This is a genomic window from Nonomuraea sp. ZG12, from assembly GCF_052068115.1.
Lineage (GTDB): Bacteria > Actinomycetota > Actinomycetes > Streptosporangiales > Streptosporangiaceae > Nonomuraea.
In genome coordinates this window covers 58,604-78,295 of the sequence record NZ_JBQHCW010000014.1, presented here as the reverse complement: position 1 = coordinate 78,295, position 19,692 = coordinate 58,604, and the positions used below count along the sequence as shown (strand labels likewise).

The window sequence follows — 19,692 nt, the reverse complement described above, 5'->3', positions numbered from 1 at the left end:
TGAGGAATTGCTGAAGGACTAATCCAAAGCGAGTGGGAGTTCCACCCGGAACGTCGCGCCCTCGCCCACCGCGCTCGTCGCCACCACGGTCCCGCCGTGCGCCCGCACCAGGGCCTGCACGATGGCCAGGCCGAGCCCGCTGCCCCGGTCCTCGCCCGACCTGCGGCGGGATCGGGCGGAGTCGGCCCGGTAGAAGCGCTCGAAGACCCGCTCGACCTGGTCGGGGGTGAGGCCGGGGCCCTTGTCCGCCACTTCGAGGAAGGCCGTCTCGTCGTCGGCTCCGACCCGGACGGTGATCGGGGTGCCGTCCTCGGTGTGGATGAGGGCGTTGGACATGAGGTTGCCGACGACCTGGCGCAGCCGTACCTCGTCACCGGAGACGATCAGGGCCGCGCCGCCGACGACGTCCAGCCCGATCTCGCGGGACGGCGAGAGGATCCGCGCGTCCTGCACGGCGTCGGCCGCCAGCGCCAGCATGTCCACCGGACGCATCTTCAGCGGTCTGGCCTGGTCCACCTGGGCGAGCAGCAGCAGGTCGTCGACGAGCAGGCCCATCCGGCCCGCGGCGCTCTCCACCCGGAGCATCAGCTCGGCGGTGTCGGCGTTCGGGTTCTGCCTGGCGTACTCGGCGAAGCCGCGGATCGAGGTGAGCGGGGTGCGCAGCTCGTGCGAGGCGTCGGTGACGAACTGGCGCATCCGGTCCTCCGACCGCCGGGCCGCCTCCTCGGACGCCGAGCGGGCCGCGAACGCGCTCTCGATCTGGGCCAGCATCCCGTTGAGCGCGCCGGCCAGCCGGCCCACCTCCGTGCGCGGATCGCTGTCCGGCACCCTGCGGCTCAGCTCGCCGGCGGCGATGGTGCCGGCCGTGTGCTCGATCTCCGCCAGCGGCCGCATGCTGCGCCGGACGATGGTGACGCCCACGACGGCGAGGATGAGCACGATGCCGCCGCCGCCCAGCAGCTCGATGAGGACGAGCCGCCAGGTGATCTCGTTGACCTCTTCCAGGTCCGTGGCGACCACGAAGGTGCCCTGCGGCGTCGTGATCTCCTTCACCCGCCAGGCGCCGTCGCCGTCGACGGCCGGCGCGGTGTAGATGCCCGGCCCCGGCGACTCCTCCAGCACCGGCTTGGGCTTGATGTCGACGTCCCGGTCACTCTGCGTCGGGGTGAGGCGGCCGGTGGAGTCCTTCATCAGCACGATCGTGTCGGACTCGATGAGCAGCGCCTTCTCCAGCGACCTCCTGCCCAGCCGGCGCCTGTCCTCCTCGTTGATCAGCCGCTTGTGCACGCGTACGGACACGAGGTTGACCTGGCTGTCGACGCGGTCGAGCAGGTAGCCGTTCAGAACCGAGACGCTGACCACGCCGATGAAGCTCATGCCGAGCCCGAGCAGCGCCAGCATCGACGTCATGAGCTTGACTCTGAGCGGCAGGCCGCTCAACCCGGCCACTACGCGCCCGGCGGGAGTCGCAGGACGTAGCCGACGCCGCGCAGCGTGTGGATGAGCCGGGGACTGCGGTTGTCGATCTTACGGCGGAGCACGGAGACGTAGGACTCGACGATGCCGACCTCGCCCCGGAAGTCGTAGTCCCAGACGTGGTCCAGGATCTGCGGCTTGGACAGCACGCGGCCCGCGTTCGTCATGAAGTAGCGCAGCAGCTTGAACTCGGTGGGCGACAGCGCGACCGGGTGGCCGCCCCGCCACACCTCGTGGCTCTCCTCGTCCAGCTCGATGTCGGCGAAGGTGAGCCTGGGCGGCGGCGGTTGCGTCTCCCCGCTGGTGCGCCGGAGCACCGCGTGGATCCGGGCGACGACCTCCTCCAGGCTGAACGGCTTGGTCACGTAGTCGTCACCGCCGATCGTCAGGCCGCGGATCTTGTCCTCGGTCTCGTCGCGGGCGGTCAAGAACACCACGGGGGTACGGATGCCGCCGCCGCGCATCCGCCGGACGATCTCGAAACCGTCCAGGTCGGGCAGCATGACGTCGAGGACGACGAGGTCCGGCCGCTGGCGCTGGACGGTGGCCACGGCGTCCATGCCGCTCTTGGCGGTGGACACGTCGAAGCCCGCGAACCTCAGGCTCGCGGCGAGGAGTTCGAGAATGTTCTGGTCGTCTTCGACGATCAGGAGTCGCGCTTCCATCACCACCAAGGATGCACTCATCGGACGGGTGCTGGGACAATTCCGGCGATGTGCCGGGCGATGGCCAGGCTGGACGTGGCCGCCGGTGAGGGGGCGTTGCGCACCAGCACCACACTGCCGTGCACGTCCACGGCGAAGTCGTCGACCAACCCGCCGTCCCGCGCGACGGCCTGCGCGCGCACACCGCCCTCGGCCCGTCGCAGGTCGGCGGCGGTGAGCTCGGGTACGTAGCGTCGCGCCGCCTTGAGGAAGGCGCCCTTGACCAGGGAGCCGTAGACCTCCTTGACGCCGGTACGCCAGTGCCGCCGGGCCATGCGGAGGGTGCCGGGCCAGCGGACAATTGCCGGAAAATTACTGAAATTTCGCCATCTGTAGCCTTCGTAGGCGGTGGCGAGCACCGCGTTCGGCCCCACCAGCACCTCGCCGTCGATGTGCCTGGTCAGATGTACGCCCAGGAACGGATAGCGCGGATCGGGCACCGGGTAGATCAGCCCCCGCACCAGCTCCCTGGCATTTCCTTCGAGCGCGTAGTACTCACCCCTGAACGGCACGATCCGCACATCCCCCGGCATCCCGGCCATCCTGGCGACCGCGTCGGTGCCCAATCCCGCGCACACCACCAGCCGGTCGAAGCCGAACCTCCGCCGCCCCGCCACCACCTCGACGCCACCGGCGGTCTCCCTGATGCCGTGGACCGCGTGCTCAAGCCGTACCGAACCGCCGAGCTCCTCCAGGTCGAGCGCGAGCCGGCGCGCAACCGCCGGGAAGTCGGTGATCGCCGTGCGCGGCGAGTGGATCGCGCCGACGCCGACCGCGTGCGGCTCGATCTCGCGCAGCCCCAGCCCGTCGAGCTCGGCGAGATCCGGCACGCCGTTGGCCCTGGCCCGCTCGGCCAGCGCGGCCAGCAGCGGCCGCTCGGCCGGCGTGCTCGCCACCACCAGCTTGCCGACCTCGTCGTACGGCAGCGCGTGCTGGGCGCAGTAGGCCTTGAGCAGGGCGACGCCTTCGCGGCAGAGCCTGGCCTTGAGCGAGCCGGGCGGGTAGTAGATGCCCGCGTGAACAACGCCGCTGTTGTGGCCGGTCTGGTGCGCGCCGACGCGGTCCTCCTTGTCCAGCACGGTGACCTCGGCACCCCGCGTCACGGCCAACTCACGAGCGACCGCCAGGCCGACGATCCCGGCCCCCACGATCCCGATCTTCTCCGTCACCAGGCCAGTGTGCCCGCGCATTCAGCCCTCGACCACCAGAAGGCCCCCGAAGCGGTGTCTTCCACCACCACTGACCTCCATCTGGGCGGGCCAATCGAACATGAGTACGATGGATTCATGTACGTCCCGCCAGAATGGCCCGCGGAGGTCCGGCCACCCAGCGTCCCCGACTGGGAGACCTCGGCCGTGGCCTGGCTGCTCGACGCGGTCCCGCCGGACTACCGAGCCTACGAGGTGCTGCGCCGCCACCCGATCGCCCTGGCCCGGATGGCGAACCACCATGTCAACTCGGCCATCGAGGCGGCCCGCACCGGCTATCGGCGGGCGGCGGTCGACCTCAAGGGCCACCTCCCGCCACACGCCATCGAGGCCGTCCTGGACACCTACCGGGAGGAAGGGCCCCGGCTGGTGCGGCTGTCCCGCTCCATCTCCGTGGTCGAGCAGGCTCTGCGCGGCGACATGTTCACCGCCACCATGCGCCGTCCGTGACCGTCGCCCTGCTCGGTGGAGCTGGGAAACTTCGCGCCGGGAGGTGTCGTATCGGGGTCTGCCCCGATCGTCGTGCTGGTGAAGGGCCCGGATGGCGCCGCACCGGGCACGATCGACCAGGAAGACAGGGAGCACGATCATGAATCCGACGCTCAACACGATCGACGTCGTGGTGTCCGACCTCCAGGCGTCGATGGCCTTCTACGCCCACCTCGGGCTGGAGTTCAAGATCGACGAGCACTCGTCCGAGCACGCCGGCTGCGACCTTCCCGGCGGGCTGCACGTGATGCTCGACACCGAGAGCTTCCGCACCCCGTTCCTGCCCGGCTGGACCAAGCCGTCCGGAGGGCCGCGTACCCTGCTGTGCTTCGAGTTCGACACCCCGGCAGGGGTGGACGCCAAGTACGCCGAGCTCCTCCAGGCCGGCTATCAGGGGATCGCCGAGCCGTTCGACGCCTTCTGGGGGATGCGCTACGCCACGGTGGCCGACCCGGACGGGTGCGGGGTCGACCTGTACGCCACGCTCCCGTCCAACTGAGCGTGCCTGGGTACATCAGTCGGCGAGCGGGAGGGAGCAGAGCGTGAAGTATGTGCTGATGTTCATCGAGACCGAGCAGTTCGCCCAGCAACTGGAGGCGATGGGCGAGCTGGAGCAGCGCCAGGCATACGAGGCGGTGGGCCGGTGGTTCGCCGAGAACGCCGAGGTGATCACTCACCATACGCATCTGGCGCCGGTGCACACCGCCACCACGTTGCGTCTGGACGGCGCCGAGCCGGTGGTCACCGACGGGCCGTTCGTGGAGGGCAAGGAGGTGGTGAGCGGGTTCGCCGAGGTCGAGGTGGCCGATCTCGATGAGGCGCTGAAGCTGGCCCGCTCATGGCCGGCGTGCCCGATCGTGGAGATCCGCCCCGCCTCATGACCAGCCCGGGAGACCGGCACCCGCCCGCCGACGACCCCGTCTGCGGGCGGCCCGGCCACGCCCGGGGCCTCTACGGCGACAGCGGGCGGGTGCTGGCCCAGGTGGTGCGCGAGCACGCGAGCCGGCTGGCGGCGAGCCTGATCTCGCTGCTGGGCGACTTCTCCGCCGCCGAGGACCTCGTACAGGACGCGGTGGAGACCGCGCTGCGCCGCTGGCCTGTCGAGGGCATCCCGGAGCGGCCGCAGGCGTGGCTGTACACGGTGGCGCGCAGGCGTGGCCTGGATGTGCTGCGGCGCGAGTCGAATTACCGGGCCAAGCTGGCCCAGCTGCACCGGCTCGAGCCGCAGGCGGCCGATGACCGGCTGCGGCTGATCTTCACCTGCTGCCACCCGGCGCTCGCCCCGGCGGCGCGGATCGCGCTGACGCTGCGGGTGGTGTGCGGCCTGTCGACCGGGCAGATCGCCGCGGCGTTCGTGGTGCCCGAGACCACGGTGGCGCAGCGCATCACCCGGGCGAAGAAGAAGATCGGCCAGGCCGGCATCCCCTACCGTGTCCCCGCTCAGGAGGAGCTGCCGGAGCGGCTGCGCTCGGTGCTGGCGGTCGTCTACCTGCTGTTCAACGAGGGCTATTTGTCCAGCACGCCCGAGCGGGCCCAGGCGCGCGACCTGGTCGACGACGCCGAATGGCCGGCCGCCCTGCTGGCGGGTCTGGCGCCGGGCGAGCCGGAGGTGGCCGGGCTGCTGGCGCTGATCCGGCTGCACCGGGCGCGCGGCCCCGCCCGCTTCGACGAGCGCGGCCGACTGGTGCTGCTGGCCGATCAGGACCGCTCCCGGTGGGATCATCAGGCGATCGAGCAGGCGATCGCCCTGCTGACCCGCGCGGCCCATACGCATCGGCGGCCGGGGCCGTACCAGCTGCAGGCGGCGATCGCGGCCTGTCACGCGGAGGCGACCTCCTTCGAGCAGACCGACTGGGCGCAGATCCTGGTGCTCTACGACATGCTGACGCACCTGGCCCCTTCGCCGATCACCCGGCTGCACCGGGCGATCGCTCTCCGCCAGGTGCACGGCGCCGCGGCGGCGCTTGCCGAAGTGGACGCTCTGGAGCACGACCTGGCCTGCTACGCGCTCTGGCACGCCACCCGCGCCGAGCTGTTGCGCGAGCTGGGCGAGGCCGAGCGGGCGCGAGCCTGCGACGAGCGGGCGCTGGCGCTGACGACCAACCCTGCCCAGCAGGCGCTGCTGGCCGAGCGGCTCACCTGGAGCTGACCCTCGGCCGGACCGTCAGGGCACGTCCGGGTCCGCGTGGCGGGCCTGGCCGTTGACCTGCCGTGCAGGTGGGCCGCTAGTTGCACGGCGACATGTTCACCACCGCCATGCGTCGTCAGCCTGGGCAGGACGCTGGTCCGGCTGGTGGTCGAGTTGGCTCGCCAGGTCGTCTGGGTTCGCACCGATCAGGGCGTACAAGTAGCCCTGCGCGAACTGCTCGGGAGTCGGTACGCGCTTCCTGACCGCCGCAGTCCCCCAGCGCAGGGGGTAGATGTGCCACTCCCGGCCGTACCTCGCTTCGAGCTCTTCGCAGTTCATGGCCTGTAGCGCGGGATCAGCGCGGCGGCCTTGTCCGGCGAGTCTCCGGGGACCAGCGTCACCCTGTCGGGGAGGACAACGTCTTTCTCCCCGGCCTGGGCGACCTCCACGATGTACGCGCTGGACCGTGGCGCTATTCGCACGGTGGCGACGCGCCACCCTTGAGGAGAGAAGACCAGCAGCTCCGGCGGATACCGGACCAGAGAACTCGTGGGTTGCAGGGGAAACCTTGATGACCTGAGCGTGAGCTTGAGCCATTCGACCACCTGGCTACGCATTCCGCGCCTGGCCAGCAGTTCCCGTAGCTTGGCCAGCGCTTCGTCATGCCGGCCCGCGACGACGTCGCTGATCGGCTCGCGGACAGGGTTCGCTCGGCCCTCTTCGGCTGTTCTTCCCAACAGTTCGTGAATCACCCGTTGACCTCCATCGGCTCAGCGCACTCCGGGTGCGGTGATTTCCCTCCCGGTTGGGTGACCATGGTTACGACCGGTTTCTGGCAGCACCAGCAAGGGAATTGCTTAGAGCAATAGAGACATAGAGAAGAGATTGCTTTCAGCTATACGCTCACGTCATGGACGTTCGCACTTTCCCAGATGCCCTCAAAGCGATCATGGCGCAGCGGGGATGGACGCAGGCTGGTCTTGCACGGGAACTAGGCGTGTCACAGACCTGGGTCAGTCATGTGTCCAGAGGACTCAGGGACACAACGACTGCCAGGGCAACCGCCCTGCTCGCCCGCGTTGGCTGGGAAGTCCGAATGTCTCCAGCAACGGAGGAGCCTGTGGAACGCCGGGAATTTCTCGTAGCCGCCGCGTCCGTATTCGTACCGTCTACTAACAAGAACCCCTACCAGGACCCTAGCTATGTAAGCACCTTGGCCGAAAGCCTGGCACGGAACCGCTACGAATGCGGCGGCATACCTCTCGCCTCTCGCGCGCTGAGCCACGTCAAAAACGTTGACAAGGTGGCCGACATATCCGGGAGCCAGCTCCAGAGTGCCGTCTCCGAGATGGCGTATCAAGCCACGCTGGTGCTGTACGACGCCGGGAAACTCGCGCATGCCGAGCGCACGGGCATGCTGTCCCTGGAGCTCGCGCACCGCGCCGCCGACACCGGTGCGGAGGCCCACGCCCTGGAGAGCCTGAGCCGCGTTGCCCTCTACCGTGGAGATGCCGCCAGGGCCATCATGTATGCCCGTCGAGGGCTGAACCTCCCGGAACTTCCGCCCAGCAGAGCGGCGTCGCTGGCCATGCGGCTCGGTCGTTCGCTAGCACGTATACCGGAAAACGCCGTAGCGGCGAGAGAAACCCTCGACAGGGCGCTCAACATTGACGGCTTGTCACCGTTCACCGAGGCGGCCATTGTGGGCGATGTTGCCATAGGTCTGAGCAGGCTCGGTCGCTATGACGAGGCGGGCTCTCTCCTACGGCGGGCAGCGGACGACATAGGAGAGTACTCGCCACTTTTCCGGGCGCAGTACATTGGCCGTCAAGTACAGACAGCAATAAAGGCCGCCGATCCTGGCCTCGCTGCTGACCGCATGGCGTTGCTGACAAGGGCAGTGCCCTTCATATCATCAGCGCGGGTGAATAATCGCGTAGCGGACATTCTTCGCGAATCAGAAAAATGGCAGAAAATACCCGAAGTTGCAGAGGCCCGGCAGCATCTTGAGATGGTCTCCTCTGCACCGCCCATCTCTTGACGGCAATGCTCTTTTGTGCGTGACCATACGTAGGCATGCATCTCATGCGGCCCCGTGGCAATCTCCGTCCAGGAATTCCCCGCACACGGAGGTCTTTGATGTCCAACGCGCAACTCACCATGCCTTGGGGCCTGACCCGAGCCACCCGTCTCCACACGCTCACCCCCACGCCCTACGCCACGGTTCAGATCGACCCCGCCACTCAGGTCACGCGCTTTCTCGACGACAAACTGAGGATGGTGGACATGGGCACCTTCGCAACGGTGACCCAGTCCAGACCGCATGACGGCGCAACGAACGCGCCCCAATCGGCGGACGACTCCAACACCGACCAGAAGTAGCAGAATGCAGTCCCCGCAGAGCACCGTCATAGTGATCACATCGGCGGAGGACGTAACCGCCAACCTGGTGATCATGGCGCTCAACGAGCGTCGAGGCGTGCAGGTTGCGCGCGTAGACCCTGCTGACATCGGTGATGCGTTGTCGTTCGACGCACACATGGGTGCAGAGCTCGGCCAGTGGTCAGGCCGGCTCCACACGCCGAGCCGTGACGTCGCACTGGACGAGGTCGGGGCGGTGTACTACCGCCGCCCCAGCCCTTTCTCCAGCCACTTCACTCACCTACCGGAGAGGGCGAAGGAGTTCGCCGTCACCGAGGCCTGGCATGGACTTGGCGGTGTCCTCTATAACCTGCGCGGTGCCGCGTACGTCAACCATCCCAGCGCGATCAACCGGGCGGACTTCAAGCCTGCCCAGCTCCAAACGGCCGCCCAGCTCCGCATGCCCGTACCACGAACCTTGATCACCAACGACGCAGCGCGGGCACGAAAGTTCGCTGCCGAGCACGGCCCGATCATTTACAAGTCTTTCCGAGGGGCTCCACACACCTCGGCTGGTCAGGTCGCCGCGATATGGACGCAGCCGGTCGCCGAGCACGAGATTGATGACTCGATCGCGATGACCGCGCACATGTTCCAGGCACAGGTCCTCAAGAACGCGGACGCCAGGGTGACCATGATCGGCCGGAAGGTGTTCGCGTACCGCATCACGACTCCTGACGGCGCGCTGGACTGGCGTCGGGGTGACTGGGGCGCCCTGGTTCACGAACCGGTCGACGTGCCCAAGCCGATCGAGACAGCTCTGCACGCCTATCTCGACGCCTATGGCCTGGCCTTCGGCTGCTTCGACTTCGCGATCGAGGCAGAGACCGGACAATGGGTTTTCATCGAATGCAACCCCAACGGGCAGTGGGCTTGGCTGCCCGACGCCGAGGCGATGGCTCAGGCCTTCGCTGACAAGATCCTAGAAGGATGGTGGTCGTGACCGCTGCCGCACACCTCCGCCGAGCACTGGCGGAGGGCATCAAGTCTCCCGAATGGCGCGAGGCTTTGGAGGCGGTGCCCCGCGCGATCTTCCTGGGAGATGCCGTCTAGAGACACGACCCTCATCTCGGCTGGGTACCCACGCATCGCAGAGAGATGACCACCGAAGAGTGGCTCGCCTTGGCGTACGAGGACGAGACCTGGGTGACCCAGATCGACGGGGTGCTCGCGGAGGACGCGACCGAGCCCGTCACGATCCTGCGGCCCACGTCATCATCCACGCAACCGAGCCTGGTCGTGCGAATGCTCGAAGTTGCGGGCATCCGCGAAGGGGACACTGTTCTGGAGATTGGTACGGGTACCGGCTACTCCACGGCGCTGATGTGCCACCGCCTGGGCGCGGCGTCGGTGACATCGATCGAGTACGACCCCGTGATCGCGACTCGTGCGAGGCGAGCCATCAACGAGGCCGGCTTCTCGCCCACGCTCATCGAGGGCGATGGGCTGCTGGGTCATGAGAGCAATGCTCCCTATGATCGGCTGATCGCCACATGCGCAGTACGAACCATTCCGCCGGCCTGGCTCCGGCAGATTAGAGATGAAGGAACCATCACGGCGCCCATGCTCGGCTGGCTGGGCGGGGTCGCGTTCGCCCATCTCCACGTCAGCGGGGGCAGCACTGCAAGCGGCCGATTTCGCGAGGATGACGTCTACTTCATGCCTGCGCGGGCACACGCCGCGCCTCCACGGCCTACCTTGCGGATGGGCATCGGCGAAGTCGGTCACAGCGAGGTGGACCCGGCAACCCTGAAGGACGATACGGCGCTTTTCGTGGCCCAACTCGCCATCCCGCAGGCCCACCACGGGTGGGCGGAGGACATCTTGGTCCTGCATGACGTGACCACCGGCTCCCAGGCCGACATCCGCCCATCGCCTGGTGGCGGCTGGGTGGTCCATCAGCACGGGCCACACCGCTTGTGGGACCAGGTAGAAGAGATCATCCTGACTTGGATGGAGGCAGGCCGACCCCACCAGTCGGGCTTCGGCCTCACCGCGACAGCAAGAGAGCAGCACGTCTGGCTCGGCGACCCTGACGGGCCAAGCTGGCAACTACCGTCATACGAAACCTACGCCTGATCCGGAGGCAATAGCCGACGCTTTCGCGGAGACCCTGCTGGAGGGATGACCTCCATTGGTCCGGTAACGAAGCGCACGAACTGGCGGCCGCGATCGGTTCCCCCGACTGGCGCACCGCGCTGGAGACGGTGCCCCGCGAAGTGTTCGCGGCCGGGTGCTGATGCGGCGCTCCGAGACGAGCGCCGAAGACTGGCTTCGCCTGGCCTACACCGATGAGACGTGGGTGACTCACAGTTTCGCCCGGATAGGTGCGAGGCGGCCGATACGGCCTCAACGGAGATCGCGGAAAGATCCTGGTCGCCTGCACCAGGCGGGACCCTCGTCGTCCCCGCAGCCCCCTCGCTGACCTGGGCGAAGCCAAATGGGCTTCGCCTCCGACAGTTGGCCTAAGGGATGCCAAGAATATTGGCTACAGCTTCCTGGACTTGGTCCGCGATACGCTTCAACTGAGCCATTTCACTTTCGCTGCTACGTGCCCTCTCGATCAGCAATTCTTCCACTAATGCCCCTCCTCACCAGCGACCAGGAGTGAGCCCTCATAATGATCTCCAATTATTGAGTGGGCAATGACGCTGCCGGACCTCAAGCAGAGCTAGGCTTCCACCCGTCGCTACAACGGTAGTGCGGTGGCCGGTGCTGGACGGTCGTCCCGCCGCAAGCCGTAGCATGTCAGAGTCGGTGACGTTCGTAACGAGGGTCCGGAGGGTCGAAACTCAGCTGAGTGGAGTCGATCCAGTTGTGAACGCTCAAGCCTCCGTCGCTGAAACCGAAATAGATTGCGACGTTTCGATGGTTAGCGTCCTGAGCCATCCATTCGAGTAGTTCGACCTCGACCAACGACTGGCCGATGAACCCGTCCATCCAGCATCCTGGCCTGGGGCGGGACCAGGCAGCCTACAGCCGACCGAACTCGGTCCGGGAAAGGTCAGTCGTGATGGATATCGTCTCCCACCATGACCACCGAGTACGCATGGCGTGACCTCTTCCCAGCGGAGGAGCCGGCGGCCGAAGGCTCTGACCAGCCGGCGTTAGGACCGGAGCACGGTCTCCACCCCCCGACCGATGAGTTGGAAGTCAGCCGACTCGAAGAGCGCTTGGGTACGATCCTGCCGCCCAGCTATCGGCAGTTCCTCCTGTTCGCCAACGGCTGGGGCCTCGATGAATACTCCCTGCGGCCGATCTCAAAGGTCGGCTGGCTCCGCGACCTTGAGCCCTGGATGATCGAGTGCTGGACGCCAAAGGGCGGAGAGTCCTGGAGTGTGCCCGATGACCTCTATTTCGTCTATGGAAAGGAGCAGGACTGCGGCCATCTGAGAATGGAGTATCTGCCTGACACCCTTCTGGTCGGGCACTGGGACGATGGAGTATTTCTCCTCAACCCCCACATCAAGACCTCTGATGGCGAGTGGGAGGCCTGGTATCTCGCACCTTGGCTAGCCGGCGCCAATCGTCACAGGTCCTTCTGGGACCTGATGAAGGACCAGTTGAGTCAGCCCACGTAGACGACCTCCTGCGACAGGTGCGGCATGCCGTCCCTCACGAACGGCGGACCGCATGCGGTAAGGCCCGCCCTACCCAGGCGCGTACCGCTACCGGGCTGGCGACGGCTGTTCCGGCCGCCGATGCTTGAGCGTCATGACAAGGCGACGACGGGCCGTCATGGCGGTCATCCTGGGTGGTCTCACGGCAGTCGGCGTGCCGGTGGCGAACGCCGATGCCGGCGGCCACGCGGCCGCGTACGACGAGTTCTACCGGCAGAACGTGTCCTGGAGTGCCTGCGACGACCGGGGCCTGCCACTGGACTGCACCGGAGTAACCGTCCCGATCGACTGGGCGCGCCCGAACGGCAGCACCATCACGCTCAAGGTCCGCCGCCACAAAGCGACCGGCACCCGCCACGGATCGCTGCTGACGAACCCGGGCGGACCCGGTGTATCCGGCGTCAGGTACCTCGCCGAGGCGGCACGGACGTGGAGTGGTGCGGTGACCTCCGGCTTCGACCTGGTCAGCTGGGATCCCCGTGGCGTCGGCGAGTCCGCGCCGCTGACCTGCCCGGACGAAGCGGACGCGGCCCTGCGGGCGGTGGACTCGTCGCCGGACACGCTCGCCGAACGGAAGAGACAGGAGGCCGCGGTCAGCACCTGGGTCCGGCAGTGCAGGGCCGCGTCGGGACCGCTCTTCGACCACGTCGACACGCTGAGCAACGTCCGTGATCTGGACGTGCTCAGGGCCGTCCTCGGCGAGGCGAAGCTGTCGTTCCTCGGCACCTCCTACGGCACCCGGATCGGGATCTGGTATGCCGACACGTTCCCCACCCGGATCGGACGGATGGTGCTGGACTCGGCGGTCGACCCCGCGAGTGACAACAAGGCGTTCCTGAACGGCCAGGCAAGAGGTGTGGAACGGGCACTTGACGACTATCTGGCCGGCTGTGCCGACCGGGCAGGGTGCCCGTTCAGCGAGACGCAGGGCCGGGCCGAGGTGGCGAAGCTGCTCCGGGCCGCCGACTCGCGGCCGGCGGAGCAGGAGGAGTTGGTGAGCATGATGGCCGCGCTGCTCCGCTCGCCCCGCTACTGGCCCGGTCTGGACGGTCAGCTCGCCAAGATCCAGGCCGGCGACCACAGCGCGATCCAGCCCACCGATGCCGTGGACATCGCCAACCTGGCGATCAACTGCCTGGACCTGCCGGACCGCCGCACCGCACGACAGGTCCTCACCGACGCCAACCGAACGGCCCGCAGCCGGCCCGTGTTCGGGTACGAGTTCACCTCCGGCACGATGTGTCCCCTGTGGCCGAACGGCGGCGGCGTCAAAACGGTGACCGCCCGTGGCTCCGCGCCGATCCTCGTGATCGGCACCACCCGCGACCCCGCGACGCCCTACGAATGGGCCCGGTCAACGGCGAAACACCTGGCCAACGGCAGGCTGCTGACCCGCGACGGCAGCGGGCACGCCGCCTACGGCGACAACGCCTGCGTCACCGAAGCAGTGGACCGCTACCTGCTCGACGCCGTACTGCCGGCCGCCGGCACGGTCTGCGCGGGATAGCCGCGACGTCAGCCGGCGGCAATCGGCCCCTCGCGGTGGACGGACCAGGCCCTGATCAGCGGGTACGGCGGGCCAGCAGTACGATGCCGCCGATGGCCAGCGCGGCGGCGACCAGCCAGATGAGAATGTCCCGCCCGGTCAGCCCCACCGGCTCGCTCGCCGGTTCGGCGGCGGCACGAGTGCCCTGGGCCGTGGGCCGGTCCGGCGGCGCGGAGGCCCGCGGTGTCACCGAAGGCAGCGCGGCATCCGGCAGCGGAACCCGGTAGACGGGACTCTTGGGCCCCTCCGAGCCGGTGAGCAGCGCCTTCCCATCGGCGGTATAGGCGATGGACTCCGCCTGCTCCAGATCCGGCATCGTCACCTTGCTGATCTGCTCCCCCGACGGCCGGTAGAGGGTGGCGGAGAAGTACGTACGGACGACGTACGAAGACCCGTCGGGCGCGTAGGCCGCGTCCGTGGCCATCAGCGGCGCGGCCACCCCTCTGCGCAGGACGTTCACCCGGCCGGTCCGCAGCTTCTTGGGCGCCGCGTAGACCCCGCCCGCGAACTCCTTGGACACGACGTAGAGCCGCCCGGTCTTCGGATGCACCATGATGCCCTCGGCGTTGCGAGCGCCGTCGGCGTAGCGGAACCGGTAGCGGATGGCGGGGAGGGTGGCGTCGGTGAGGCTGCGCGGCTCGTTGACCTTGTAGATGGAGATGTCCGGCCAGGCGCCGTCGAAGTTGTCGCCGATGTCGGCGAACCAGAGCACCCCGCGCCCCGTCGCCGGGTCCTTGCTCGCCGCCATGCCCTCCCAGTCGCGCGCTTCCGCCCCCCGCAGCCGGAACGTGGCCTTCGTCCGCCCGTCCTCGCCCACGGCGTAGAACTCGGGCCGCGCGGCGCTGTCGTTGTGGGTGTAGTAGACCCCGTCGTGACCGGGCGAGACGGCCAGCCCACTGGACTCGGTGATCCGAGCGTCCCTGAACGTGAACAGCTTGTCATCATCAACGGCAGACAGACCGTACGCCGGCGCCGCGCAGACGACGACCAGCACCCCCGCCACCACGCCGGCCCGAATCATGAATCCCCCACGCCGCAATCATGCCCCAATCGCCCCCATGCCCGGCTCCCCCACGCGGAGCCCGCCCCTGCTGGACGACAGGCCGAACTCACGGTCACCCCCCTCTGGCCTGGAGCGCACTCCAGGTACTTAGGGTGATAGTCATGGATTACGTGAAACTCGGACGCAGTGGCCTCCGGGTCAGTCCGCTCTGCCTCGGCACCATGAACTTCGGTCCGCACACCACGGAGGAAGACTCCTTCGCGATCATGGACCGGGCTCTTGAGCTGGGGATCAACTTCTTCGACACCGCCAACGTCTACGGCTGGAAGCTCGGCGAAGGCATCACCGAGAACATCGTCGGCCGGTGGTTCGCGCAGGGCGGCGGCCGCAGGGAGAAGACCGTCATCGCGACCAAGCTCAACGGCGCGATGAGCGAGTGGCCCAACGACAGCAAGCTGTCCGCGCTGAACATCCGCCGGGCTTGCGACGCCTCCCTCAAGCGCCTGCAGACCGACTACATCGACCTCTACCAGGCCCACCACGTCGACCGGGACACCCCGTACGACGAGTTCTGGGAGGCCATGGACGTCCTGCGCCAGCAGGGCAAGATCGTGTACGTGGGGTCGTCCAACTTCGCCGGCTGGCACATCTCCAAGGCGCAGGAGGCGGCCCAGAAGCGCGGCATGTTCGGCCTGACCAGCGAGCAGAGCCACTACAACCTGCTCACCAGGACGGTCGAGCTGGAGGTGCTGCCCGCCTGCCAGGACTACGGCCTCGGCGTGATCCCGTGGAGCCCGCTGGCCGGTGGCCTGCTGGGCGGCATCCTGCGCAAGCTGGACAAGGGCCGTTCGGCCACCGACCGGATGGTCACGGAGCTGGAGAAGCACCGCGACAAGATCGAGCAGTACGAGAAGTTCTGCGACGAGCTGGGCGAGGACCCGGCCCACGTCGGGCTGGCCTGGCTGCTGGCGCAGCCTGCGGTCACGGCCCCGATCATCGGCCCGCGCACGCTGGAGCAGCTCGAAGGCACCATGCGGACCCTGGAGATCGAGCTGGACGAGCAGGCTCTGGCCCGGCTGGACGAGATCTTCCCGGGCCACCGCCCGGCTCCGGAGGACTACGCCTGGTAGTCAGCCCAGCAGGGCGCCGACGATCACGATCAGGAAGAGGAGGCCGAGCACGGTGGGCAGCAGCCAGGAGCGAGGACGATCCACGCCCTGGAGCCTAACCCCGTGGCGTGGGTGTCAGCGCCCATTCGTCGAGTGACTCGTACCTCACTTGGGCGCCTTGCTCGCTTTTGACGAGACGGACGTTCTCCGCCCGCCAGGTCGAACCGGTGAATCCGGACAGCGATTCGACGAGCGGGCGGAGGTCCGTCTCCGCCTTGGCGCGGGCGAGCGTGAGGTGCGGGTGGAAGCGCTTTTCATCAGTGTGTACGGCTCCCGCCCGGCGAGCCCCTGCCTTGACCGACTCGGCCAGCCGTGTCATCGGGTCGCCGGACAGGCCCGCCCAGAACACCCTGGCGCGTCGTACGGACGAGAACGCCCCGAACCGGGTGAAGGCCACGGTGGGGACGGTGTGGCGGTGGACGGCGCGGGCCAGGCGGACCCGCAGGTCCGGCAGCACCTCCTCGGGCACCTCGCCGAAGAAGGCCACCGTGATGTGCCAGGTGGCGCGGTCCGGCCAACGCAGGCCGGGCACCTGCCCGACGTGCGGCGCGATGGCGCGTTCGAGCTCGTCGAGCACCTCGTCGGGCGGCACCACGGCCGCGAAGAGCCTCATGCCCACCGATTGTGCCCCGCGGGCAGCACTCAGGCGGTCGCGGGCGGCACTCAGGCGGTCGCGGGCACCCGGCGCGCGACCCGCGCGACGATCAGCTTGGTCGCCAGGATCGCGAGGGCGGTGCCCACGAGCACGAGCGCGCCGGAGAGCACGACGCCCATCCTGGGGCCGCCCACCTCCGACAGCCAGCCGACGAGCGGTGCCCCGAGGGGCGCGCCACCGGTGAAGACCAGCATGTAGATGCCCATCACCCGGCCGCGCATCTCGGGGGAGGTGGCGAGCTGGACGATGGAGTTCGCGGCCGTGTTGATGGTGATCAACGCGATGCCGGCGGGGATCAGCATCCCCAGGTAGATCGGGTAGAAGGGGGCGAATCCGGAGGCGATCTGGAACAGCCCGAACCCGATCGCGCCGGCGAGCAGCACCTTGCGCGACATCCTCGCCCTGCGCGCGGCCAGCAGCGCGCCGGCGAGCGCGCCGACGGCGAACATGCTGGAGGCCAGGCCGAAGGAGGACGCCCCCGCCTGGAAGACCTCGCGGGCCATCAGCGCGATCGACATCGAGAACGACTGCGAGAACATCGACACGAACGCGAGCAGCAGGATCGGCATCAGCAGCTCTTCGTGCCGGAGCACGTACTTCAGCCCTTCGCGGAGCTGTCCCTTGGCGCGCGGCACCGGCTCGGCCAGGGTCAGCTCGGACCTGCGCATGAAGACCAGGCTGGAGATGACGGCGGCGAAGCTGAGCGCGTTGATCAGGAAGATCGGGCCGGTCCCGCCGAGCAGGTGGATGAGCACACCGGCCAGGGCCGGGCCCAGCACGCGGGCCAGGTTGAAGATCGAGCTGTTGAGCGCGATGGCGTTGGACAGATCGCGCCGCCCGACCATCTCGACCACGAACGCCTGCCGGGTCGGCACCTCCACACAGGAGATCATGCCGAGCAGGAACGCCATCGTGAAGACGTGCCACACCGCGGCGTTGCCGGTGACGGTGAGCACACCGATGCCGAGCGCCAGGACCGCCATCATGATCTGCGCGGTGATGAGGATGGGCCGCTTGGGGTAGCGGTCGGCCAGCACGCCGCCGAACATCCCGAACAGCAGCATCGGCAGGAACTGCAGGGCCGTCGCGATGCCGAGCGCGGTCGCGTTGTTGTCGGTCAGGTCCAGCACCAGCCAGTCCTGGGCGGTGCGTTGCAGCCAGGTGCCGATGTTGGACACGGCGCCACCGGCCGCGAACATGCGGTAGTTGCGAATCCTGAGTGACCGGAACATCCCGGTCTTGGGTTCCTCGGGCTCTTCGGGCTCTAGATCCTGCTGAGCTTCTCCAGGATGGGAGCCGCCTGCCTGAGTATCGACCGCTCCTCGGGGGTCAGCTCCTTCAGCCGCTGGGTCAGCCACGCCTCCTTGCGGGCGCGCTCCTCCTTCAGCAACTGCCGGGCGGCCTCCGTCACGGTCACGGTCACCTGGCGCCGGTCGGTCGGATGCGGGGTGCGCTGGAGCAGCCCACGTTCCTCTAGCGCGGCGATCACGCGCGTCATCGAGGGTGGTTGCACCTTCTCGAGCCCGGCCAGCTCGCCGGGGGTTATCGCGGAATGCCGTTCCACCGCGGCGAGCGTCGCGAACTGTGTGGGCGTCAGCGAGTGCGCCGCCGCCTGCCGGCGGAGCCGCCGGGTCAGCCTTGCCAATGAGACGCGCAGCGCTGAAGCGAGGCCTGCGCCGGTGCGCAGGTCCGTCTGGGACTGGGGTTTTGTTAGCATGCGTCATTACCTTTGCTAACTATATAGGAGATCAAGCTATTTCCCTAACGGAGGAAGTGTCTCACTCCTTGATACACCGGGGCGGCCTGCGACGCGCGAGCCGCCCCGGCCAGGTCACAGCCCGAACAGGACCCGGATCGGCCCGAGCGCGAAGTACACGACGAACAGCACCGCGACCCCCCACATCAGCGGGTGGATCTCCTTGGCCTTGCCCCGCACGACCTTGATGAGCACGTACGAGATGAAGCCGGCGCCGATGCCGTTGGAGATCGAGTACGTGAACGGCATGAGCACGATGGTGAGGAACGCCGGGATGGCGATCTCGTAGTCGGTCCAGTCGATGTCCCGGATCGCGGTCATCATCAGGAAGCCGACGATGACCAGCGCCGGCGCGGCGGCCTCGTACGGCACGACGCTGACCAGCGGCGTGAAGAAGATCGCGACCAGGAACAGCAGGCCGGTCACCACGCTCGCCAGGCCGGTCCGCGCCCCCTCGCCGACCCCGGCGGCCGACTCGATGTAGGTGGTGTTGGAGGAGACCGAGCCGGCGCCGCCGGCGACGGCGCCGAGCGAGTCGACGAGCAGGATCTCCTTGGTACGCGGCAGTGTCCCGTCCTCCTGCACCAGGTCCGCCTGGCGGCCGACGCCGACGATCGTGCCCATGGTGTCGAAGAAGTCCGTGATGAGCAGCGTGAACACGAACAGCAGGGCCAGCAGGACGGAGACCGAGCTGAAGGCGCCGAACGGGTCGAACTCGGTGAACAGCACGAGGGGGTTGTGGAAGCCGAAGACCTCGGTGGGCCAGGCGGGGACGGTGAGCTGGAAGCCGCCCGGGTTCTCGGCGGAGAACTGGCCGGACGCCGTGAGCGCCTCCACGACGATCGCCAGCAGGGTGGTGACGACGATGCCGATCAGGATCGCGCCCCTGACCTTCCGCGCCACCAGGACCGCGGTGAGGAGCAGGCCGACCACGAACACGAAGATCGGCCAGGACGTCAGGCTGCCCGCGATGCCCATCTCCAGCGGCGGCCCGGCCGGCACCCGGCGCACGAACCCGGCGTCCACGAAGCCGATCAGCGCGATGAACAGGCCGATGCCGACGCTGATGGCGGTCTTGAGCTGACCGGGGATGGCCTTGAACACCGCCACCCGCAGCCCCGTCAGGACCAGGATGCCGATCACGACACCCTCCAGGAAGATCAGGCCCATGGCCTCTTCCCAGGTCATCAACGGCGCGATGTTGAAGGTGACGAAGGCGTTCAGCCCCAGCCCGGCCGCCAGCGCGAACGGCACCCGGGCCACGACGCCCATGAGGATGGTCAGCACACCGGCCACGAACGCGGTGCCGGCGGCCACCAGGGCCACGTTGGGCGTGGTGCCGTCGCCGATGACCTCGCCCTGGATGTCCTTGCCGTTGGCGATGATGATCGGGTTCAGCACGACGATGTAGGCCATGGTGAAGAAGGTGGCCAACCCGCCCCGGACCTCACGGGATACGGTTGAGCCTCGTGCGGAGATTGCGAAGAAACGATCTATTGCATGACGAGTGTCGTTCA

The 19,692-nt window shown here is 68.0% G+C and carries 21 protein-coding genes; 11 read left to right on the top strand and 10 right to left on the bottom strand.

Translation table 11 applies throughout. The features are described from left to right. Nucleotides 1–18: 18 nt before the first annotated feature. From ACTMTF_RS31090 to lhgO, 3 genes are read right to left on the bottom strand one after another with little or no spacing between them, the layout of a single operon-like run. Nucleotides 19–1,410 carry a sensor histidine kinase gene (locus tag ACTMTF_RS31090; protein WP_441113856.1) on the bottom strand — a complete coding sequence of 464 codons (1,392 nt, stop codon included), beginning with the start codon at nt 1,408–1,410 and terminating at the stop codon, nt 19–21. Nucleotides 1,411–1,448: 38 nt separating this feature from the next. Then, the gene (locus ACTMTF_RS31085) at nt 1,449–2,141 is read right to left on the bottom strand and encodes a response regulator transcription factor (RefSeq protein WP_397014593.1); all 693 of its coding nucleotides are present in this window, start codon (nt 2,139–2,141) and stop codon (nt 1,449–1,451) included. Between the two features lie 17 nt (nt 2,142–2,158). Further along, on the bottom strand, nt 2,159–3,370 hold the full coding sequence (gene lhgO / locus ACTMTF_RS31080; RefSeq protein ID WP_441113855.1) for an L-2-hydroxyglutarate oxidase: 1,212 nt from the start codon (nt 3,368–3,370) through the stop codon (nt 2,159–2,161). A 96-nt stretch (nt 3,371–3,466) separates the two neighbouring features. On the opposite strand from lhgO, the gene ACTMTF_RS31075 reads away from it, so the two are divergent. The 4 genes from ACTMTF_RS31075 (at nt 3,467) to ACTMTF_RS31060 (ending at nt 6,026) form a co-directional block, all read left to right on the top strand. Next, complete coding sequence (locus ACTMTF_RS31075) at nt 3,467–3,838, top strand: hypothetical protein (RefSeq protein ID WP_441113854.1); 372 nt, start codon at nt 3,467–3,469, stop codon at nt 3,836–3,838. 139 nt (nt 3,839–3,977) lie between these two features. Beyond that, nucleotides 3,978–4,376 (top strand): VOC family protein, encoded by a 399-nt coding sequence (locus ACTMTF_RS31070; protein WP_441113853.1) that lies wholly within the window; start codon nt 3,978–3,980, stop codon nt 4,374–4,376. Between the two features lie 43 nt (nt 4,377–4,419). Further along, entirely contained in the window at nt 4,420–4,758 is a 339-nt protein-coding gene (locus ACTMTF_RS31065) for a YciI family protein (RefSeq protein ID WP_397014601.1), read from the top strand. Continuing rightward, nucleotides 4,755–6,026 (top strand): RNA polymerase sigma factor, encoded by a 1,272-nt coding sequence (locus ACTMTF_RS31060; protein ID WP_441113852.1) that lies wholly within the window; start codon nt 4,755–4,757, stop codon nt 6,024–6,026. Before ACTMTF_RS31065 ends, ACTMTF_RS31060 begins: the two co-directional genes overlap by 4 nt. 96 nt (nt 6,027–6,122) lie before the next feature. Here the strand turns inward: ACTMTF_RS31060 and ACTMTF_RS31055 are convergent, their stop codons facing one another. Together ACTMTF_RS31055 and ACTMTF_RS31050 are read right to left on the bottom strand one after the other, a co-directional pair. Next, on the bottom strand, nt 6,123–6,344 hold the full coding sequence (locus tag ACTMTF_RS31055) for a hypothetical protein (RefSeq protein ID WP_441113851.1): 222 nt from the start codon (nt 6,342–6,344) through the stop codon (nt 6,123–6,125). After that, a complete protein-coding gene (locus ACTMTF_RS31050; protein ID WP_441113850.1) occupies nt 6,341–6,757 on the bottom strand; it encodes a hypothetical protein in 417 nt (138 codons plus the stop codon). The genes ACTMTF_RS31055 and ACTMTF_RS31050 overlap by 4 nt, the downstream gene beginning before the upstream one ends. Before the next feature lie 158 nt (nt 6,758–6,915). Here ACTMTF_RS31050 and ACTMTF_RS31045 point away from each other — a divergent pair, with 158 nt between their 5' ends. The 6 genes from ACTMTF_RS31045 (at nt 6,916) to ACTMTF_RS31020 (ending at nt 13,553) form a co-directional block, all read left to right on the top strand. Beyond that, nucleotides 6,916–8,046 carry a helix-turn-helix domain-containing protein gene (locus ACTMTF_RS31045; protein ID WP_441113849.1) on the top strand — a complete coding sequence of 377 codons (1,131 nt, stop codon included), beginning with the start codon at nt 6,916–6,918 and terminating at the stop codon, nt 8,044–8,046. Nucleotides 8,047–8,144: 98 nt separating this feature from the next. Then, entirely contained in the window at nt 8,145–8,387 is a 243-nt protein-coding gene (tgmA, locus tag ACTMTF_RS31040; protein ID WP_441113848.1) for a putative ATP-grasp-modified RiPP, read from the top strand. A 4-nt stretch (nt 8,388–8,391) separates the two neighbouring features. After that, entirely contained in the window at nt 8,392–9,369 is a 978-nt protein-coding gene (gene tgmB / locus ACTMTF_RS31035; RefSeq protein ID WP_441113847.1) for an ATP-grasp ribosomal peptide maturase, read from the top strand. Between the two features lie 155 nt (nt 9,370–9,524). Beyond that, nucleotides 9,525–10,505, top strand: a complete 981-nt coding sequence (locus ACTMTF_RS31030) for a methyltransferase domain-containing protein (protein ID WP_441113846.1) — start codon at nt 9,525–9,527, stop codon at nt 10,503–10,505. Nucleotides 10,506–11,458: 953 nt separating this feature from the next. Next, entirely contained in the window at nt 11,459–12,007 is a 549-nt protein-coding gene (locus ACTMTF_RS31025) for an SMI1/KNR4 family protein (protein WP_441113845.1), read from the top strand. Nucleotides 12,008–12,140: 133 nt separating this feature from the next. Continuing rightward, the gene (locus tag ACTMTF_RS31020; protein WP_441113844.1) at nt 12,141–13,553 is read left to right on the top strand and encodes an alpha/beta hydrolase; all 1,413 of its coding nucleotides are present in this window, start codon (nt 12,141–12,143) and stop codon (nt 13,551–13,553) included. A gap of 55 nt (nt 13,554–13,608) precedes the next feature. Here ACTMTF_RS31020 and ACTMTF_RS31015 read toward each other — a convergent pair whose 3' ends face one another. Next, nucleotides 13,609–14,613 (bottom strand): hypothetical protein, encoded by a 1,005-nt coding sequence (locus ACTMTF_RS31015; RefSeq protein ID WP_441113843.1) that lies wholly within the window; start codon nt 14,611–14,613, stop codon nt 13,609–13,611. Nucleotides 14,614–14,756: 143 nt separating this feature from the next. Here ACTMTF_RS31015 and ACTMTF_RS31010 point away from each other — a divergent pair, with 143 nt between their 5' ends. After that, on the top strand, nt 14,757–15,725 hold the full coding sequence (locus ACTMTF_RS31010; protein WP_441113842.1) for an aldo/keto reductase: 969 nt from the start codon (nt 14,757–14,759) through the stop codon (nt 15,723–15,725). 94 nt (nt 15,726–15,819) lie between these two features. Here the strand turns inward: ACTMTF_RS31010 and thpR are convergent, their stop codons facing one another. The 4 genes from thpR to ACTMTF_RS30990 all read right to left on the bottom strand — a co-directional run bounded on the left by thpR (nt 15,820) and on the right by ACTMTF_RS30990 (nt 19,591). Further along, nucleotides 15,820–16,377 carry an RNA 2',3'-cyclic phosphodiesterase gene (gene thpR, locus ACTMTF_RS31005; protein ID WP_441113841.1) on the bottom strand — a complete coding sequence of 186 codons (558 nt, stop codon included), beginning with the start codon at nt 16,375–16,377 and terminating at the stop codon, nt 15,820–15,822. A 50-nt stretch (nt 16,378–16,427) separates the two neighbouring features. Next, a complete protein-coding gene (locus tag ACTMTF_RS31000) occupies nt 16,428–17,651 on the bottom strand; it encodes an MFS transporter (protein WP_441113840.1) in 1,224 nt (407 codons plus the stop codon). Nucleotides 17,652–17,683: 32 nt separating this feature from the next. Next, on the bottom strand, nt 17,684–18,136 hold the full coding sequence (locus tag ACTMTF_RS30995) for a MarR family winged helix-turn-helix transcriptional regulator (RefSeq protein ID WP_441113839.1): 453 nt from the start codon (nt 18,134–18,136) through the stop codon (nt 17,684–17,686). A 114-nt stretch (nt 18,137–18,250) separates the two neighbouring features. Next, complete coding sequence (locus ACTMTF_RS30990; RefSeq protein WP_397014637.1) at nt 18,251–19,591, bottom strand: NCS2 family permease; 1,341 nt, start codon at nt 19,589–19,591, stop codon at nt 18,251–18,253. Nucleotides 19,592–19,692 lie beyond the last annotated feature (101 nt).

Bases quoted from the DNA above. Each gene is read 5' to 3' on its own strand.
- ACTMTF_RS31030 (WP_441113846.1), top strand. From the start codon at position 9,525: ATGACCACCGAAGAGTGGCTCGCCTTGGCGTACGAGGACGAGACCTGG.
- ACTMTF_RS30995 (WP_441113839.1), bottom strand. From the start codon at position 18,136: ATGCTAACAAAACCCCAGTCCCAGACGGACCTGCGCACCGGCGCAGGC.
- ACTMTF_RS31055 (WP_441113851.1), bottom strand. From the start codon at position 6,344: ATGAACTGCGAAGAGCTCGAAGCGAGGTACGGCCGGGAGTGGCACATC.
- lhgO (WP_441113855.1), bottom strand. From the start codon at position 3,370: ATGCGCGGGCACACTGGCCTGGTGACGGAGAAGATCGGGATCGTGGGG.
- tgmA (WP_441113848.1), top strand. From the start codon at position 8,145: ATGTCCAACGCGCAACTCACCATGCCTTGGGGCCTGACCCGAGCCACC.
- ACTMTF_RS31075 (WP_441113854.1), top strand. From the start codon at position 3,467: ATGTACGTCCCGCCAGAATGGCCCGCGGAGGTCCGGCCACCCAGCGTC.
- ACTMTF_RS31010 (WP_441113842.1), top strand. From the start codon at position 14,757: ATGGATTACGTGAAACTCGGACGCAGTGGCCTCCGGGTCAGTCCGCTC.
- ACTMTF_RS31060 (WP_441113852.1), top strand. From the start codon at position 4,755: ATGACCAGCCCGGGAGACCGGCACCCGCCCGCCGACGACCCCGTCTGC.
- tgmB (WP_441113847.1), top strand. From the start codon at position 8,392: ATGCAGTCCCCGCAGAGCACCGTCATAGTGATCACATCGGCGGAGGAC.
- ACTMTF_RS31045 (WP_441113849.1), top strand. From the start codon at position 6,916: ATGGACGTTCGCACTTTCCCAGATGCCCTCAAAGCGATCATGGCGCAG.
- ACTMTF_RS31025 (WP_441113845.1), top strand. From the start codon at position 11,459: ATGACCACCGAGTACGCATGGCGTGACCTCTTCCCAGCGGAGGAGCCG.
- ACTMTF_RS31070 (WP_441113853.1), top strand. From the start codon at position 3,978: ATGAATCCGACGCTCAACACGATCGACGTCGTGGTGTCCGACCTCCAG.
- thpR (WP_441113841.1), bottom strand. From the start codon at position 16,377: ATGAGGCTCTTCGCGGCCGTGGTGCCGCCCGACGAGGTGCTCGACGAG.
- ACTMTF_RS31000 (WP_441113840.1), bottom strand. From the start codon at position 17,651: ATGTTCCGGTCACTCAGGATTCGCAACTACCGCATGTTCGCGGCCGGT.
- ACTMTF_RS30990 (WP_397014637.1), bottom strand. From the start codon at position 19,591: ATGGCCTACATCGTCGTGCTGAACCCGATCATCATCGCCAACGGCAAG.
- ACTMTF_RS31015 (WP_441113843.1), bottom strand. From the start codon at position 14,613: ATGATTCGGGCCGGCGTGGTGGCGGGGGTGCTGGTCGTCGTCTGCGCG.
- ACTMTF_RS31085 (WP_397014593.1), bottom strand. From the start codon at position 2,141: ATGGAAGCGCGACTCCTGATCGTCGAAGACGACCAGAACATTCTCGAA.
- ACTMTF_RS31090 (WP_441113856.1), bottom strand. From the start codon at position 1,410: ATGACGTCGATGCTGGCGCTGCTCGGGCTCGGCATGAGCTTCATCGGC.
- ACTMTF_RS31020 (WP_441113844.1), top strand. From the start codon at position 12,141: ATGACAAGGCGACGACGGGCCGTCATGGCGGTCATCCTGGGTGGTCTC.